At 72.0% G+C, this 15933-nt stretch carries 16 protein-coding genes; all 16 read left to right on the top strand.

Annotated elements, in window-relative coordinates; genetic code table 11:
* The first annotated feature begins 80 nt into the window (after nt 1-80).
* The 16 genes from FHS44_RS39260 to FHS44_RS39185 are packed head-to-tail and all read left to right on the top strand — an operon-like array spanning nt 81 to nt 15813.
* The gene (locus FHS44_RS39260) at nt 81-1322 is read left to right on the top strand and encodes an ABC transporter substrate-binding protein (RefSeq protein ID WP_184725548.1); all 1242 of its coding nucleotides are present in this window, start codon (nt 81-83) and stop codon (nt 1320-1322) included.
* Nucleotides 1323-1329: 7 nt separating this feature from the next.
* Nucleotides 1330-2196 (top strand): branched-chain amino acid ABC transporter permease, encoded by an 867-nt coding sequence (locus tag FHS44_RS39255; protein ID WP_184725546.1) that lies wholly within the window; start codon nt 1330-1332, stop codon nt 2194-2196.
* A 2-nt stretch (nt 2197-2198) separates the two neighbouring features.
* A complete protein-coding gene (locus FHS44_RS39250; protein ID WP_184725544.1) occupies nt 2199-4031 on the top strand; it encodes a branched-chain amino acid ABC transporter ATP-binding protein/permease in 1833 nt (610 codons plus the stop codon).
* Nucleotides 4031-4780, top strand: a complete 750-nt coding sequence (locus FHS44_RS39245) for an ABC transporter ATP-binding protein (protein ID WP_184725542.1) — start codon at nt 4031-4033, stop codon at nt 4778-4780. Before FHS44_RS39250 ends, FHS44_RS39245 begins: the two co-directional genes overlap by 1 nt.
* 17 nt (nt 4781-4797) lie before the next feature.
* Nucleotides 4798-5544, top strand: coding sequence for an SDR family NAD(P)-dependent oxidoreductase (locus FHS44_RS39240; protein WP_184725540.1), 747 nt, complete (start codon nt 4798-4800; stop codon nt 5542-5544).
* Between the two features lie 2 nt (nt 5545-5546).
* Entirely contained in the window at nt 5547-6728 is a 1182-nt protein-coding gene (locus tag FHS44_RS39235) for a CaiB/BaiF CoA transferase family protein (protein ID WP_246436730.1), read from the top strand.
* Entirely contained in the window at nt 6725-8827 is a 2103-nt protein-coding gene (locus tag FHS44_RS39230) for an acetate--CoA ligase family protein (RefSeq protein ID WP_184725536.1), read from the top strand. The genes FHS44_RS39235 and FHS44_RS39230 overlap by 4 nt, the downstream gene beginning before the upstream one ends.
* Entirely contained in the window at nt 8820-9266 is a 447-nt protein-coding gene (locus FHS44_RS39225) for a MaoC family dehydratase N-terminal domain-containing protein (protein WP_184725534.1), read from the top strand. The genes FHS44_RS39230 and FHS44_RS39225 overlap by 8 nt, the downstream gene beginning before the upstream one ends.
* A gap of 26 nt (nt 9267-9292) precedes the next feature.
* Nucleotides 9293-9712: a MaoC/PaaZ C-terminal domain-containing protein gene (locus FHS44_RS39220; RefSeq protein WP_221461837.1), complete on the top strand. Its 420-nt coding sequence runs from the start codon at nt 9293-9295 to the stop codon at nt 9710-9712.
* A complete protein-coding gene (locus FHS44_RS39215; protein ID WP_184725530.1) occupies nt 9709-10092 on the top strand; it encodes a Zn-ribbon domain-containing OB-fold protein in 384 nt (127 codons plus the stop codon). Before FHS44_RS39220 ends, FHS44_RS39215 begins: the two co-directional genes overlap by 4 nt.
* Nucleotides 10089-11252 (top strand): acetyl-CoA acetyltransferase, encoded by a 1164-nt coding sequence (locus FHS44_RS39210; RefSeq protein WP_184725522.1) that lies wholly within the window; start codon nt 10089-10091, stop codon nt 11250-11252. The genes FHS44_RS39215 and FHS44_RS39210 overlap by 4 nt, the downstream gene beginning before the upstream one ends.
* Nucleotides 11249-12070 (top strand): enoyl-CoA hydratase/isomerase family protein, encoded by an 822-nt coding sequence (locus FHS44_RS39205; RefSeq protein WP_184725520.1) that lies wholly within the window; start codon nt 11249-11251, stop codon nt 12068-12070. The genes FHS44_RS39210 and FHS44_RS39205 overlap by 4 nt, the downstream gene beginning before the upstream one ends.
* Entirely contained in the window at nt 12067-12870 is an 804-nt protein-coding gene (locus FHS44_RS39200; RefSeq protein ID WP_184725518.1) for an enoyl-CoA hydratase/isomerase family protein, read from the top strand. Before FHS44_RS39205 ends, FHS44_RS39200 begins: the two co-directional genes overlap by 4 nt.
* 3 nt (nt 12871-12873) lie before the next feature.
* Complete coding sequence (locus tag FHS44_RS39195) at nt 12874-13659, top strand: electron transfer flavoprotein subunit beta/FixA family protein (protein ID WP_184725516.1); 786 nt, start codon at nt 12874-12876, stop codon at nt 13657-13659.
* 13 nt (nt 13660-13672) lie between these two features.
* On the top strand, nt 13673-14638 hold the full coding sequence (locus FHS44_RS39190) for an electron transfer flavoprotein subunit alpha/FixB family protein (RefSeq protein ID WP_184725514.1): 966 nt from the start codon (nt 13673-13675) through the stop codon (nt 14636-14638).
* Entirely contained in the window at nt 14638-15813 is a 1176-nt protein-coding gene (locus FHS44_RS39185) for an MFS transporter (protein WP_221461836.1), read from the top strand. The genes FHS44_RS39190 and FHS44_RS39185 overlap by 1 nt, the downstream gene beginning before the upstream one ends.
* The last annotated feature ends 120 nt before the right edge of the window (nt 15814-15933 follow it).

Raw genomic sequence — 15933 nt, 5'->3', positions numbered from 1 at the left:
ACCCACCGGCTTCAAGATCATCGAACACCCCCTGAATGTCATTCAGTCGCAGGTTCCCCCACTCGGCTGAGGAGGCCGTAATGAAACAACGGCACACTCGTTTCGCGACGTTACTGACCATCGTGATGGTGACGCTTCCCCTCGCCGCGTGCGGCGACACGAGCGACACCGCTTCCGGTTCCGATGGCGGTGCCAAGCCCTTCATCGTGTACTTCACCGGCGACTACTCGGGCGCCGTCTCCACCAACAACGCCAGCCTGGACGCGGGCATCAAGATCGCCGCCGAGGAGTTCAACGCCTCGGGCGGCATCGAGGGCCGCAAGATCGTCGTCGAGACGGCCAACGACCAGAACGACCCGACCAAGGCCGTCAGCCTGCTCCAGCAGCGCCTTGCCTCAGGCGGCAAGCCCGACCTGGTCTACCCCGGCGGATCGAGCGCGGTCTCGCTGTCCCTGCTGCCCATCCTGACCCGGCAGAAGATCCTGTCCGTCGGCGGCACCGTCAGCACGCTGCTCAACGACCCGGCCAAGTACCCCTACCACTTCGGCGTCTCCTCACCCGGCAAGGACTACGCCCCCGCCCTGGTCTCGGCCGCGACCGCCAAGGGCCACAAGAAGATCGCCATGCTGTACTCCAACGACGCCACAGGCCAGAGCTCAGCGGCGATCTACAAGGAGGCCGTCCAGGGCGCGGGCATGGAGTTCGTCGAGGCCCGCTACGAGGCGACCTCGCTGGACATGACCTCGCAGCTCAACCAGCTCCGCTCGCAGAACCCCGACGCGCTGGTGCTCAACGGCTACGGCACCGCCGCGCTCTACGCGATGCGCAGCAGGGCCCAGATCGGCTGGGAGATCCCCACCTACTGCGACCAGCTCGCCTCCAGCTTCCCCTACCTGAAGAACCTCGGCGCCGACCAGCTCAAGGGTGTCAACGTGGTCTTCTCCTCCGCCACGCTGTCCACCAGCGAGCACCACCCCGGCCTTGCCGACTTCATCGCCAAGATCAAGGCGAGCCCCGCGGCCTCCGGGATGTCCAGCACCGGCTGGGGCCTGTACTCCACCGGCCACGACGCCCTCGCCGTGGTCGTGTACGCCGCCAGACAGGCCAAGTCAACCGAGCCGGACAAGCTCAAGGCCGCCCTGGAGAGCCTCGCCAAGCCGACCGGCGCGCCGCTGTGGTTCAACGCAGGACCCTCCGGCCAGTACCTCCAGTACGCCTACTCCGGCACCGACCACTTCCCGACCGCGGGAGCCGACACCTTCCAGTACGTCGCGCCCGGCGCCTACGACGGCGACGGCTTCTACGCCCCCGGCAAGGCGTGAGGCGACGATGACGACGGTATGGGCGGGCCTGGCGACAGGCGCGATCTACTCGCTGGTCGCGATCGGCTACAACGTGGTGCTGCTGGCCTCGGGCACGTTCAACTTCGCCCACGCCCAGCTCCTGATGGTCGGCACCTTCCTGGCCTACACCGGGGCGGTCACCCTCGGGCTGCCCGCCGTACCGACCGTGCTGCTGGCGGCGGCGGGAACGGCGGCGATCGCGCTGATCGAGGAGCGGGTCGCGATCCGGCCCCTCCTCGGCCGCTCGGACGCGCACGGCGCCCTGATCACCACGGTCGGCGCCGCGACGATCCTGGACGGCCTGGCCGCGGCGATCTGGGGAAGGCAGCCGCTGACCGTCCCCTCCGGCCTGCCCGACCGGCCGCTGACCCTGCTCGGCGGCGCGGTCAGGCCGGTCGACCTGGCCCTCATCGGGCTGACCCTGCTGCTCGGCGTCGGCCTGCACCTGTGGACCAGGCACACCCTCGTCGGGCTCGCCTCGCTCGCCTCCGCCGAGGACCGGCAGGCGGCCTCGGCCAGGGGCATCAACGTGCGGCTGCTCGGCGTCGGCGCCTTCGTGCTCGCCGGGGCCATCGCCGGGGCGTTCGGGCTGCTGGTCGGGGCGCGCACCTACGCGGTCTTCGACCTCGGGCACGCGCTGGCGCTGTTCGGCTTCGTGGCGATAGCGATCGGCGGCTCGGGCAGCCAGCTCGGCGGTCTGATCGGCGGCTTCGCGACCGGGCTCATCTACGCCTTCGCGGTGCGCTACATCGGCGCGGCCTACCCGCAGCTCGTGGTCTTCGGGGTGTTCCTGCTGATCCTCTTCCTACGACCGCGCGGCCTGTTCGGCGCCGCGCTCGAACGGCGGGTTTAGCCATGGCCGCAGTCGTCAACCGCCTCCGCCCGCTGGGCGTCCCGATCCTGCTGCTCCTCCTGCTCGCCGGGCCGGGAACGGGCCTGATCAACTCCTACTGGTCGCGCACGGTGATGCTGATCGCGATCCTGAGCCTGCTCGTCAGCGGTCTGAACGTCGTCCTCGGCTACGCGGGGGAGCTGGCCATGGGCCAGGTCGCCCTCTACGCGGTCGGCGCCTACGTCGCCGGTTACCTGGGCGTACGGCTCGGCATGACGGACGTGACGCTGGCCCTGGCGGCGGCGGTCCTCGCGGCGGTCGTGGTCGGGCTGGTGACCGGCGTCCCCGGGCTGAGACTCGGCGGCTGGTCGCTGGCGATGGTGACTTTCTTCCTCGTCATCCTCGTGCCCAACCTGATCGACGTCTTCGAACACTTCACCGGTGGCACGCTCGGCCTGGCCGCCGCGGTCCCGACGCTGTTCGGCGCCGAGATCACCGGCGACCGGCTCTACATCCTGATCCTCGTGGTCACCGGCCTGTGGTTCGCCGTCGCCCGCAACCTGCTGCTGTCCAGGCACGGCAACATGTTCCTGGTCCTGCGGCAGAGCCCGATCCTGGCCTCCATGCTGGGCGTGTCGGTCTACCGGCTGAAACTGCTCGTCTACGTCGTCGGCGCGATCCCCGCCGCCCTGGCCGGGGCGCTGTTCTCGATGCTCGACGGCTTCATCGCGCCGGAGACCTTCACCTTCGCCCTGGCGCTCAGCGTGCTGGCCGCCTCCGTCGTCGGCGGCTCGACCTCGGTGTACGGCGCGCTCGCCGGAGCGGCGGTCATGCAGCTCGGCCAGCAGACCTTCACCCAGTTCCAGGACTGGCAACTCGTCATCTACGGCGCCTTCCTGCTGCTGGCCGGGGTGCTGTTCAACAGGGGACTGGCCGGGCTCTTCCACGACGGCGTCGCCGCGGCCTGCCGCAGGGGCTGGCTGCCGCAGAACAGGCCCTCCGCGAAGGCCGCCGCCGCCTCGGAGGGGCGGGAGCCGCACCTCGGACGGCTGGACGGCGCGGTGCTGCGGACCGAGGGGCTGAGCAAGTCCTTCGGCGGCAACAAGGCCCTCCAGGACGTCTCCGTCGAGGCGCGTCCCGGCGAGGTGACCGCCCTGATCGGCCCGAACGGCTCGGGCAAGACGACCCTGCTCAACCTCATCTGCGGCTTCTACAGGCCCTCGGGCGGACGGCTGCTGCTGGACGAGGAGCAGGTCGGCGGGCGGGCGCCGTACCGGATCGCGAGGTTGGGGGTGGCCAGGACCTTCCAGACGCCGTTGATCCCCCAGCACATGAGCACCCTGGCGTTCGTCGCCACCGGGAGATACGTCACCCACCGGGTGGGGCTGCTCGCGGCGGTGCTGCGGCTGCCCGCCTTCCGGCGCGGGTACGCGGCCGACGACGCCGAGGCGTACGCGCTGCTGCGGCTGCTGGGCATCGAGGACGTCGCCGACCGGCCCGTCAACTCGCTCGCCCTGGGCACCCGCAGGCTCGTCGAGGTGGCCCGCTCGCTCGCCGCCGGACCCCGGGTCTTCCTCTTCGACGAGGTCGGCTCCGGTCTCGACGAGAGCGACCTGGTGGTGCTCGAACGGGCGATCGAGATGATCCGCGCCGCGGGCGGCACCGTGATCCTCGTCGAGCACAACTTCCCGCTGGTGCTCAAGCTGGCCGACCGCATCCACGTGCTGAGCCAGGGCCAACTGATCGCCACCGGCACCCCGGCGGAGATCCAGGCCGACCGCCGGGTGCTCGCCGAGTACACCGGCGCCACCGACGACGAGGCCACTGAGCCCGCGACACGGAAGGGAGGTCGGTGATGCTGTCCGCCGTAGGAGTCACCGGTGGGTACGGAGACCTGCGCGTGCTGTGGGGAGTCGACGTCGCGGTACGGCCTGGCCGTACGACCGTCGTGCTCGGACGCAACGGCGCGGGCAAAACGTCGCTGCTGTGCGCGGTCGCGGGACTGCTGCCGACCGTCAGCCAGGGCACGGTCACGCTCGACGGCAAGGACCTCGGTGGCGTCCCCGCGCACCGCAGGGTCCGCGCCGGGCTGGCCCTGGTGCAGGAGAACAAACGCGTCTTCCACGCCCGCACGGTCGAGGAGAACCTGCTGCTCGGCGGCTACGCGCTCGGCGGCCTCGGCCTGCGCAGCACGGCCAGGCGTGCCGCGCTCGAACAGGCCTACCAGCGCTTCCCCATACTCGCCGAGCGGCGCAGGGCCCCCGCGGGCAGCCTGTCGGGCGGCCAGCAGCAGATGCTCGCCATCGGCCAGGCGCTGATGCCGGGACCGAAGCTGCTGATGCTCGACGAGCCCTCGGCGGGCCTGGCCCCGGCCATCGTGGACGAGGTCCTGACGATGGTCGCCGCGCTGCGCGACGAGGGGCTGTCCATCCTGCTCGTCGAGCAGCGGGTGGAGAACGCGCTGGCCATAGCCGACGACGTGGTGGTGATGGAGAACGGGCGCGTCGTCACCTCGGGCCCCAAGGCCGGTTTCGACGACGGTGCCGTCATCCGCGAGGTGTATCTGGGCCGGTCGGGCGAACGGCTGACCACGGACAACCGGTGAGGGACAGGAGCAAGGCAATGCAGTTGCAGGACAGGGTCGCCGTCGTGACCGGCGCGGCCCAGGGAATCGGCAGAGCCGTCGCGGAGGCCTACGCCGCAGAGGGCGCGCGGGTCGCGGTCGTGGACGTGCTCGCCGAGGACGCCGAGAAGGTCGCCGAGGGCATCCGCGCGCGGGGCGGCCAGGCGCTGGCCGTACCGTGCGACGTGTCGAGCAGGGACGAGGTCAACCGGGCCGCGGCCGAGGTGAAGGAGGCCTACGGGCCGATCGACATCCTGGTGAGCAACGCGGGCGTCACCCGGCCCGCCATGCTGCACAAGATGACCGACGAGCAGTGGGACCAGGTCATCGCGGTGCACCTGTCAGGCTCGTTCTACTGGTTGCAAGCCGTGGTGCACGACATGATCGAACGCGAGAGCGGCAGGATCGTCTTCACCTCCTCCTCGACCGCGCAGAACGGCTCCATCGGGCAGGTCAACTACGCCTCGGCGAAGTCCGGGATGCTCGGCATGATGCGCTCGGCGGCGCGTGAGCTGGGCCGCTACAACATCCTCGTCAACGCGGTCGCCCCCACGGCGGCCACCGAGATGACCCTCAAGGTCCGTACCGACCCGCGCTTCGCCGACGGGATCAAACGGCTGCCGCTACGCCGCTACGCCGAACCCGAGGAGATCGCGCCGACCTTCGTCTACCTCGCCTCCGCGGCCTCCAGCTACGTCACCGGCCAGGTGATCTCGGTGGACGGCGGCGGGATGATGGTGCGTTGACGATGACGGCCGCCTCGGGACGCGGGCCGCTCGACGGCACCCGGATCGTCACCTTCGCCCCGCTCTATCAGGGTCCGTACGCGACGATGCTGCTCGCCGACCTCGGCGCGGACGTGATCGTGGTCGAACGGCCGGGCACCGGCGACCCGGCCCGCGCCCAGGGCGCCATGTTCGACGCGCTCAACCGGGGAAAACGCTCGGTCACCCTGGACCTCAAACGGCCGGAGGACCAGGAGGCCGCGCTGCGGCTCGCCGGGACCGCCGACGTGCTGTTCGAGGCCTACCGGCCCGGCACGATGGAGCGCTTCGGCCTCGGCTACCCCCGGCTCAGCGCCTTCAACCCGGGCCTGGTCTACGTGTCGATCTCCGGATTCGGGCAGGCCGGGCCGTACCGGGACCGTCCAGGCCACGACCTGATGTTCCAGGCGGTGGCCGGGCTGCTCGACGGCCTGTGCGACCGGCCGGAGACGGTGATCCCGCCCCCCGACCTGGAGGCGGGAGCCGTCGTCGGCGCCCTGTACGCGGCACTCGGCGCGCTCGCCGGACTGCTTGGCAGGGCCACGACCGGCAGGGGCACCCACGTGGACATGTCCACCCACGAGGCGCTCCTGGCGATCCTCACACTCCGTCTGGAACCCGTGCTCAACGGCGGCCCGGTGGAGACACCGGGGCGCGAGCCCGGATACGGGATCTACCGGTGCGCCGACGGGCTGCCGCTCGCGCTCGGCATCGGCTTCGAGGACCACTTCTGGACCACGCTGTGCCGGGCGACCGGCCTGACCGGGCACGCGGAACTGCGCCAGGCAGAACGTTTGGCGCGGAGCGAGGAACTGGTCGCGGACCTGGCCGCCGCCCTGGCCACCCGGCCCAGGGCGCACTGGCAGGAGACGTTCGACCGGGTCGGCGTCCCGGCCAGCCCAGTCCACCGGCTGCGGGAGGCGCTCGCCGACCCCCAGGTGGTGGCCCGGGGCACCGTAGGGGACCTGGCGGACGGGGGTGGGCATTACGTGCGCCAGCCACTGCGGCTGAGCGGCTACGACACGCCCGCCCCTGCCCCCGCCCCACACCTGGGCGCGCACAACGCCCTGCTCTCCGCCCAGGCCCCGACCCCGGCTTCGGCTTCGGCAGGCCGCGCACTACCCCCCACAACGACCATCGACCCGCCAGGGGTGACCGCGTCATGACGACAGAAGAAACCCGCTCCCCACTCGACCGGCTCCTTTCCCCCCGTTCGATCGCGATGGTCGGCGCCTCCAACAGCCCGACCCGGATCGGCGGCACCGTCTTCGCCAACCTGCTGCGCGCCTTCCCCGGCGAGGTGCACCCCGTCCACCCCAGGGACGAGGTCGTCCAGGGGCGCACGGCCTACCGCAGCGTCGCCGACCTGCCCGAGGCCGTGGACATGGCGGTGATCGCCGTGCCCGCCCCGGCCGTCGTGGACGTGGTCGCCGCGTGTGCGGCCAGGGGCGTCGGCGGCGCCACCGTCATCACCTCCGGCTTCGCCGAGGCCGGGCCCGAGGGACGCGCCCTGCAGGACCGGCTGACCGCGGTCGCCAGGGAGACCGGGATCCGCGTCATCGGCCCCAACTGCATCGGATACATGAACGCCCACGGCGGCGTGATGGCCAACTTCATGGTCACCGTGGACGAGCCGCTGCCCACGCCGGGACCGGTGGCCCTGGTCTCGCAGAGCGGCGGCTTCGGCTCCTACATCACCAACAAGGCGGTGCTCGCCGGGCTCAGGCTCGGCTGGTTCGTCTCCACCGGCAACGAGTCCGACGTGAACGTGGCCAACGTGCTGCGCCACCTCGTGGAACGGCCCGAGGTCGGGGTGCTGCTGTCCTTCGCCGAGACGCTGCGCAACCCGGAGGTCTTCGTCGAGACCGCCCGCCGGGCCGCCGAACTGGACAAACCGCTGGTGCTGCTCAAGGCGGGACGTTCCGAGGAGGCCGCGCGGGCGGCGATGAGCCACACCGCCTCGATCGTCGGCTCCGCGCGGGTGCTCGACGCGGTCTGTCAGCAGTACGGCGTGTTCGTCGCCTCGACCATGGAGGAACTGCTCGACCTGGGCACGATCTTCCAGGATGGCCGCCGCGCCAGGGGCGACCGGGTCGTGGTGATGACCTCCTCGGGAGGGGCCGGGGTGCTGCTCGCCGACGAGGCGGGCCTGGCCGGGCTCTCGGTGCCGGTGCTGCCCGAGGAGGAGCAGCGCTCGCTGGCCGAGAAGATGCCGGTGCCGTTCTACGGCAGCACCGTCAACCCCGTGGACACCACCGCGCAGACCACCGCCATGCCCGAGGCGTACCGGAAGGTGCTGTTCTCCGTGGCGGGCAGCCCCTCGGCCGACATGGTCGCCGCCGTCACCTGGGCCAGGCCGGGCCCCGCGAACGACGCGATCGTCGAGATGTACGGCGGGACCGACAAACCCGTCGCGATCCTGTCCACCGCCTGGAGCGAGCAGTTCCAGGAGGCCGGGGTGCCGACCTACACCGACCCGCGCCGCGCCATGGTCGCCCTCGCCGCTCTCGTACGGCAGTCGCGCCGCGGCCCCCTCCCCGAGACCGGGTTCGTCCCCGACGCCGGACGGATCGGCCGGGTCCGCGCCCTGCTGGCCGGGGCCGGGACGGAGACGACGCTGCTCGAATCGACGGGCAAACGGATTTTGGCCGAGTACGGCGTGCCCGTCACCCCCGAGGAGCAGGTGACGAGCGTCGAGGCCGCGATCGAGGCGGCCGAACGGATCGGCGGCGCCGTGGCGCTCAAGGTGATGAGCTACCAGCTTCCGCACAAGTCCGACGCCGGGGCGATCAGGCTCGGGCTGCGCGGGGCGGACGCGGTCAGGGCCGGATACCTGGAGATGCTCGACGAGGTCGCCGCCCGCGAACCGGACGCCCGCGTCGAGGGCGTGCTCGTCCAGCGGATGGTGCCCGCCAGGATGGAACTGACCTGCGGCGTCAACCGCGACCCCGTCTTCGGGCCGATGGTCGCGCTCGGCCTCGGCGGCGTGCTCGTCGAGGTGCTCAGCGAGGCCGTACTGCTGCGCCCGCCGTTCGACGCAGAAACCGCCCGCGCGGCGCTGCGGGACCTGCTCGGCGGACGCCTGGTGACCGGGCGGCGCGGCCTGTCCGACGCCGAACAGGACGCGATAGCCCAGGTCATGACCGGTCTCGGCGACCTGGCCCTCGAACTTCCCGAGGTGGCCGAGGTGGACGTGAACCCGCTGCGCGTCGCCGACGACGCGGTGTACGCAGCCGACGCCCTGATCGTGGTCGGCCATGGCTGACCGCGACCTGATCGGCCACGAGTACCCGAGCTACAGCTTCCCGGTCGAGTACGGCAAGGTCCGCGAGTTCGCGCTCGCGGTCAAGGACGAGGACCCGGTGCACCACGACGTCGAGGCGGCCAGGGCGGCTGGATACCCGCACCTGCCCGTCCCGCCGACCTTCTCCGCGGTGACGAGTCACTGGGCCGTGCGTGGTGGCCTCGACGTCCTCGGCCTCGACCTGAGACGGGTGCTGGCCGGGGGAGCCGAGTGGGAGTACCTCGGCGACATCGTCGTCGGCGACGTGCTGACCGTGCGCTCGCGCATCGCCGACGTGCTCAGCAAACAGGGCGGACGCGGCCCGATGACGCTGGTCGTCACCGAGCACACCTTCGTCAACCAACGACAGGAGACCGTGCTCCGGCTGCGCAGCACGGTGATCGAACTGGGGGAGCGATGAACGAACGGCAGGTATCGGAATGTCCGGTGCCACCCGCCCCCGCCCGCAGGGTCGGCCCGCTGACCCGCACCGACTTCGTGCGCTACGCCGGGGCGGGCGGCGACTTCAACCCGATCCACCACGACGAGACCTTCGCCAGAGCCGCGGGCTACCCCTCGGTCTTCGGGCACGGGCTGCTCACCGCGGGAGTCCTCGGTGGATACGCCGCCGCCTGGCTCGGCCGCAGGAACCTGCGCGGCCTCAGCGTGCGCTACGTGGACCAGGTCTGGCCCGGCGACGTCCTCGTGCTCGGCGGCGAGGTGCTCGCCTCCGAAGCCGTGGCGGACGGCACCGAGGTGCGGGTCTCACTCACGGTGCACAGCGAGGCGCGGGGACGCGACCCCCGGCTGGTGCTGAGCGGCGGCGCCACCGCGACCTACCCCGCCTCCGGTGGGGAGCGGGCATGACGGAGCTCGCCCCGCACCGGGGCTATCTCGACCGGCTCGCCGAGGGGACCGTGCCGTTCCAGCGCTGCACGGCCTGCGGTGCCGCGGTCTTCTATCCCAGGGCGCTCTGCCCCGCCTGCGGCTCGACCGGTCTCGACTGGAGCCACAGCGCGGGCCTGGGAACCGTCCACTCGGTCAGCGTCCTCTTCCCCCGTGACGCCCCGCCGTACCCCGTCGTCCTGGTGGACCTCGACGAGGGCTTCCGCGTGATGAGCACCGTCGTGGACGTCCCCGCCGAACAGGTGCGGATCGGCGACCGGGTGCGCGCCCACGTCGAGCCGGACGGGCCACGCGTGGTGTTCACCGTACTGACCGGAGACGGCGAAGGGAGCCGGGCATGACGGGCGGGCTACGCGGCGCCGCGGCGGTCGTGGGGGTCGCCGAGTCGGACCTCGGTGAGGTCGGCCCCGACCGCTACGCCATCGACCTGGCGGCACAGGCCGCCGCAGAGGCGCTCGGCGAGGCCGGGCTGACCACCCGCGACGTGGACGGCCTGTTCTGCGCCATCGCCGGACGCGGCATGGCGCCGCTCGACGTCGCCGAATACCTGGGCGTACGGCCCCGCTACACCGACGGCACGATGGTCGGCGGCAGCTCCTTCGTCTCGCACCTGCACCACGCCGCGCTGGCCATCGCCGCGGGGGCGTGCGAGGTCGCGCTGATCGTCTACGGCAGCACCGCCCGCTCCGACAGCGGCAGGGGACGCCTGGCCATGGGGCCGCCCGAGCTGCCCTCCTACGAGGCCGCCTACCGGCCCCGGATGCCGATCACCGGCTACGCCCTGGCCGCCGCCCGCCACATGCACGAGTACGGCACGACCAGGGCGGACCTCGCCGAGGTCGCGGTCGCCGCCAGGCGCTGGGCGATGCTCAACCCGAAGGCGTTCGCCCGCGACCCGCTGACCGTCGAGGACGTCCTCGCCGCGCGGGTCGTCTCCAGCCCCCTGTCCACCCTGGACTGCTGCCTGGTCACCGACGGCGGCGGGGCGGTCGTGGTGACGAGCGCGGCCAGGGCCCGTGACCTGCCCCGGCCCCCGGTCTACCTGCTGGGGGCCGGGGAGGCGCACCGGCACCGGAGCATCTCCCAGATGCCCGACCTGACCGTCACCGCGGCCACCGAGTCCTCAGAGCGCGCCTACGCCATGGCCGGGGTCGGCCCCGCCGACATCGACGTCGTCCAGCTCTACGACGCCTTCACCATCAACACCGTCATGTTCCTTGAGGACCTGGGCTTCTGCGCCAAGGGCGAGGGCGGCGCCTTCGTCTCCGGCGGCAGGATCGCGCCCGGCGGGGACCTGCCGGTCAACACCAACGGCGGCGGCCTGTCCTACTGCCACCCCGGCATGTACGGCATCTTCACCATCATCGAGGCCACCCGGCAGCTCAGGGGAGAGGCCGGGGACCGGCAGCGGCCCGGCGCCGAACTCGCCCTCGCACACGGCAACGGCGGCCAGTTCTCCAGCCAGGTGACCGCGATCCTCGGAACGGAGCGAACCCTGTGAACCCCGTTCTGACCAGACTCGACGGAGACGTGTTCACCGTCACCCTCAACCGCCCCCAGCGGCTCAACGCCCTGGACACGGCGACCCTGCACGCCCTGGCCGAGATCTGGCGGGAGGCGGCCGACCCCGCGATCAGGGCGGTCGTCGTCACCGGCGCGGGCCGGGGGTTCTGCGCGGGCGCCGACCTGCGCGCCCAGAGGGACACCACCGGGAAGGGCGGCGAGAGCCTGCGCCACACCTACCACCCGCACGTGCTGGCCATGGCCGCCCTGGACAAACCCGTCATCGCCGCGGTGAACGGCCCCGCCGCCGGAGCGGGCCTGTCCCTCGCCGCGGGCGCCGACCTGCGGATCGCGGCACGGGAGGCGACGTTCGTCCCGGCCTTCGGCGCGATCGGGCTGGTGCCCGACGCGGGCGGCGCCTACTTCCTGCCGCGCCTGCTCGGCTACGCCCGCGCCTACGAGTGGCTGGTGACCGGCAGGGCGCTGGACGCGGACGAGGCGCTCGCCTGGGGACTCGTCAGCGAGGTCGTCTCCGCCGAGGAACTGCTGCCCCGCGCCACCGAACTCGCCAGGCGGATGGCCGCCACCCCCGGCCTGGCGGCCGGACTCACCAAACGGCTGCTCAACCACGGACTGAACGTCGGGCTGGCGGAACTGCTCGACGAGGAGGCACGGCTGCAGGCCATGGCCGTCGCCGCCCCCGGCCGAGCCGAGGCCCGGGCGAAGATGGCCGACCGCGTCTCCAGGGCGAAGGTCTTCGAGGCCGCCGTCTCCGAGGCCGTGGTCCCCAGAAGCCCATCCAGGGAGGAACGTTGAACGAGTACACCACGGTCACCGTCGAGAAGAAGGACGGCCTCGCCGTCATCGCGCTGAACCGTCCGGAACGGCTCAACGCGATCGGCGGCGGCCTCGAAAGGGAGCTGAGCCTGGCGCTGGCCGACGTCGCCGCCGACCCCGGGGTGCGGGCCGTACTGCTGCGCGGGGAGGGCCGGGCGTTCTGCGCGGGCGGTGACGTCAAGGACATGTCCGGCCGGGCGGAGAACGAGGAGGGGCCAAGCCCGGCCCAGCAGGTGTACCAGCTCCTGCACGGCCGCCACATCCTGGAGACCATCCTGTCGGTGCCGCAGCCGATCGTCGCCGCCGTGCACGGCTACGCCATGGGGCTGGGCGCCACGATCGCCCTGTTCTGCGACGTCGTGATCGCCGCCGAGGACGCCCAGTTCGCCGACACCCACGTCGCGGTCGGGCTGGTCGCGGGCGACGGGGGAGCGGTCGCCTGGCCACTGGCCATGCCGCTCGGGGCGGCCAAGTACTACCTCATGACCGGTGACCGGCTCGACGGAACCGAGGCGGCCAGACTCGGCCTCGTGCTGCGGGCCGTACCGGCCGACCGGCTGCTCGACGAGGCGACCGCGGTGGCGCGCCGCCTGGCCGAGGCCGCGCCGCTCGCGGTCCAGGGCACCAAGGCCACGGTCAACCAGATCGTGCGCGAACGGATGAACCTGCTGCTCGACCTGGGACTCACCCTCGAAGGCGGCACCTTCGTCAGCGACGACCACCGGGAGGCCGCCGCAGCGTTCGTCGCCAAGCGCAGGCCCGAGTTCAGGGGACGGTGACCGATGAGGATCGTCGTCTGCGTCAAACACGTCCCCGACATGGCGTCCGACCCGGGCTTCACCGCCGACCACCGGGTCGACCGCGACGGCGTCCAGGGACGCCTGTCCGAACTGGACGAACACGCCGTCGAGCAGGCGCTGCGCGTCCTGGACGCGGCGCCGGACACCCACCTGACCTACCTGACGGTCGGACCTGCCGCGGCTGCCGAGGCGCTGCGCAGGGCGCTCGCCATGGGCGGCCACGCCGCGGTGCACGTCAGCGACGACGCGATCGCGGGCTCCGACGCACCGGCGACCGCGCTGGTGCTCGCCGCCGCGCTGCGCCGCCTCGAACCCGACCTGGTGCTGTGCGCGATGGCCTCGACCGACGGCGGCACCTCACTGGTGCCCGCGATGCTCGCCGAGCACCTGGCATTGCCGCAGCTCACCTTCGCCGCCGAACTGACCGTCGAGCCGGGGACCGCGACCGTGCGCATCAGGCGGGACGGCTCCCGGGCGACCGAGGAGCTGCGGGCGACGCTGCCCGCCGTGGTCTCGGTGACCGACCGTACCGGCGAGGCCCGCTACCCGTCCTTCAAGGGGATCATGGCGGCCAAGAAGAAGCCCCTGGAGACCTGGAACCTCGCCGACCTGGGCGTTCCCGCCGACCAGGTGGGCGCGGGCGCGGCCCGCACGGTTGTCGACGCGATCACGGCTCGCCCCCCGAGGACGGCCGGTACGGCGCTGCCCGACGAGGGCGAGGGCGGGCTGCGGCTCGCCGACTTCCTGTCCGGCCAGAAGTTCGTCTGAGGAAGGAGCGGTCATGGCAGAGGTCCTGGTGCTCATCGGGCACATCGAGGGACAGATCCGCAAACCCGGCCTGGAACTGCTCACCCTGGCCCGCGAACTCGGCACCCCGGTCGCCGTCTGCGCGGGACCCGGCCTCGACGCGGAGGTGATACGCACCCTCGCCCGGTACGGCGCGCACCGCGTGCACCTGGTCGAGTCCGGCGAGCTTGAGGACCACCCGGTCGGCTGGGTTCAGGTCCTTGCCGATTTGGCCGCCACGGCACCGCAGGCGGTCCTGCTCGAATCGACCCCCGAGGGCAGGGAAATCGCCGCCCGCCTTGCCGTACGGCTCGGCAGCGGGGTGCTGACCGACGCCGTGGACGTGCGCCCGGGACCGGAAGGACCCGTGGTCACCCAGTGGGCGTTCGCCGCGGGCTACGAGGTCACCGCACGCGTCGTCACGGGCGTCCCCGTCATCGCCGTCAAACCCAACGCCGTCGCTCCCGTGCCCTTGGCGGAGGAGATTGAACCCGAGATCTCCCGCTCAGGTCTCGACCTGGACGAGGCGTCGCTGCGCACCCACGTCGTCTCGCGCGCCGTACGGCACAGCACAGGAAGACCGCAGCTCACCGAGGCCGAGGTCGTGGTCTCGGGAGGCAGGGGCCTGGGCGGCGCCGACCATTTCGAACTGGTCGAACGGCTCGCCGACGCGCTCGGCGGCGCCGTGGGCGCCTCACGGGCGGCGGTCGACGCGGGGTGGTACCCCCACACCCACCAGGTCGGGCAGACCGGCGTCACCGTCTCGCCGCAGCTCTACGTCGCCCTCGGCATCTCCGGAGCCATCCAGCACCGGGCCGGGATGCAGACCAGCAAGACGATCGTGGCGGTGAACAAGGACCGGGAGGCGCCCATCTTCGACCTCGCCGACCACGGCGTCGTCGGCGACCTGTTCAGCGTCGTACCGCAACTGCTGGACGAGATCGCGCGGCGGCGACGATAGTGCGAGCCCTCTTCGGGGAACAGCCCCGCGAGGTCGGGATCCTGGCCGTCGTGGCCTTCACCGTCGCGGTCGGCTTCGGCATCCAGTCACCGGCCATCCCGGTCTTCGCGAGCGAGTTCGGAGTGGGAAGCGCGGCGGTCGGCGCGTTGGTCTCGGCGTTCGCGTTCATGCGCCTGGCGACCGGGCTGCCGGGAGGACGGCTGGTCAACCGCTTCGGCGAACGGACGATCCTCACCGCCGGGATGGCGCTGCTCGCGGTGACCAGCGTCCTCGCCGGGCTGTCCTGGAACTTCACGCTGCTGCTCATCTTCCGCGGGGCCTGCGGGATCGGCTCGGCGATGTACACGGTCTCGGCCATGAGCCTGCTGCTGAGGGTCACCCCGGCCTCGTCGCGGGGCCGGGCCACCGGCCTGTTCCAGGGCGGCTACTACCTCGGCACCGTGACCGGCCCCGCCCTGGGTGGCGGCCTGCTCAGCCTCTCCCCCCGCCTTCCCTTCTTCGTGTACGGCGTCGCGGTCGCCATCGCCGGGGCCATCGCCACGGTCGCACTGAACCGTGCCGACCTTCGAGGACGGACCGATGCGAAGGGGACGAGGACGTCGGTGGCCAGCGCGCTGGGACACCAGTCGTACCGGGCCGCACTGACCACGAACTTCGGCCTCGGCTGGGCGGTGTTCGGGGTGCGCGTCTCGGTGCTGCCGCTGTTCCTGCTGCACGTGCTGAAGGCGGGCCCCGCCTGGATCGGGATCGGCCTCGCCGTCGGCGCGGTGCTCCAGGCGGTCACCCTGCCGGTCGCCGGTCGCGTCGCCGACCTGTGGGGCCGCAGGCTCTCGCTGATCGCGGGGGAGGGGCTGATCCTCGTCAGCCTGGTCATGGTCACCACCTGGCAGGCCCTGCCCGGCTATCTCGCGGCCTTCGCCCTCATGGGCCTGGGAACGGCCTTCTGCACCACGGGCGGCGCGGCGGCCGTGGGGGACGTGACCCAGGGCCGGGGCGGAACCGCCATCGCCACCTACCAGATGGCCGCCGACCTCGGCATGGTCGTCGGCCCCCTCGTGGCCGGCCAGATAGCCGAGACCTACTCCTACGAAACCGCCTTCACCACCACCGCCGCCATAGTCCTGGCCGGCCTCCTCATGGCCATAGCGATCCCCCGTCCTCTCCCCAAGAGCTGAGGGTTTGGCCTTACCGGTGCCGTGTGTGAGGAGTTTCGGCTTGGGCGCGTCGGTGAGCTGGACTGAGGAGCGACGGAGCGAAGCGGAGGAGCGACGAGGGAAGTCACCGACTTCAGGCGC

This window comes from Streptosporangium saharense, from assembly GCF_014203715.1.
GTDB lineage: Bacteria > Actinomycetota > Actinomycetes > Streptosporangiales > Streptosporangiaceae > Streptosporangium > Streptosporangium saharense.
The sequence above is the reverse complement of the archived record's forward strand: the minus strand, read 5'-3'. Positions and strand labels throughout refer to the sequence as shown.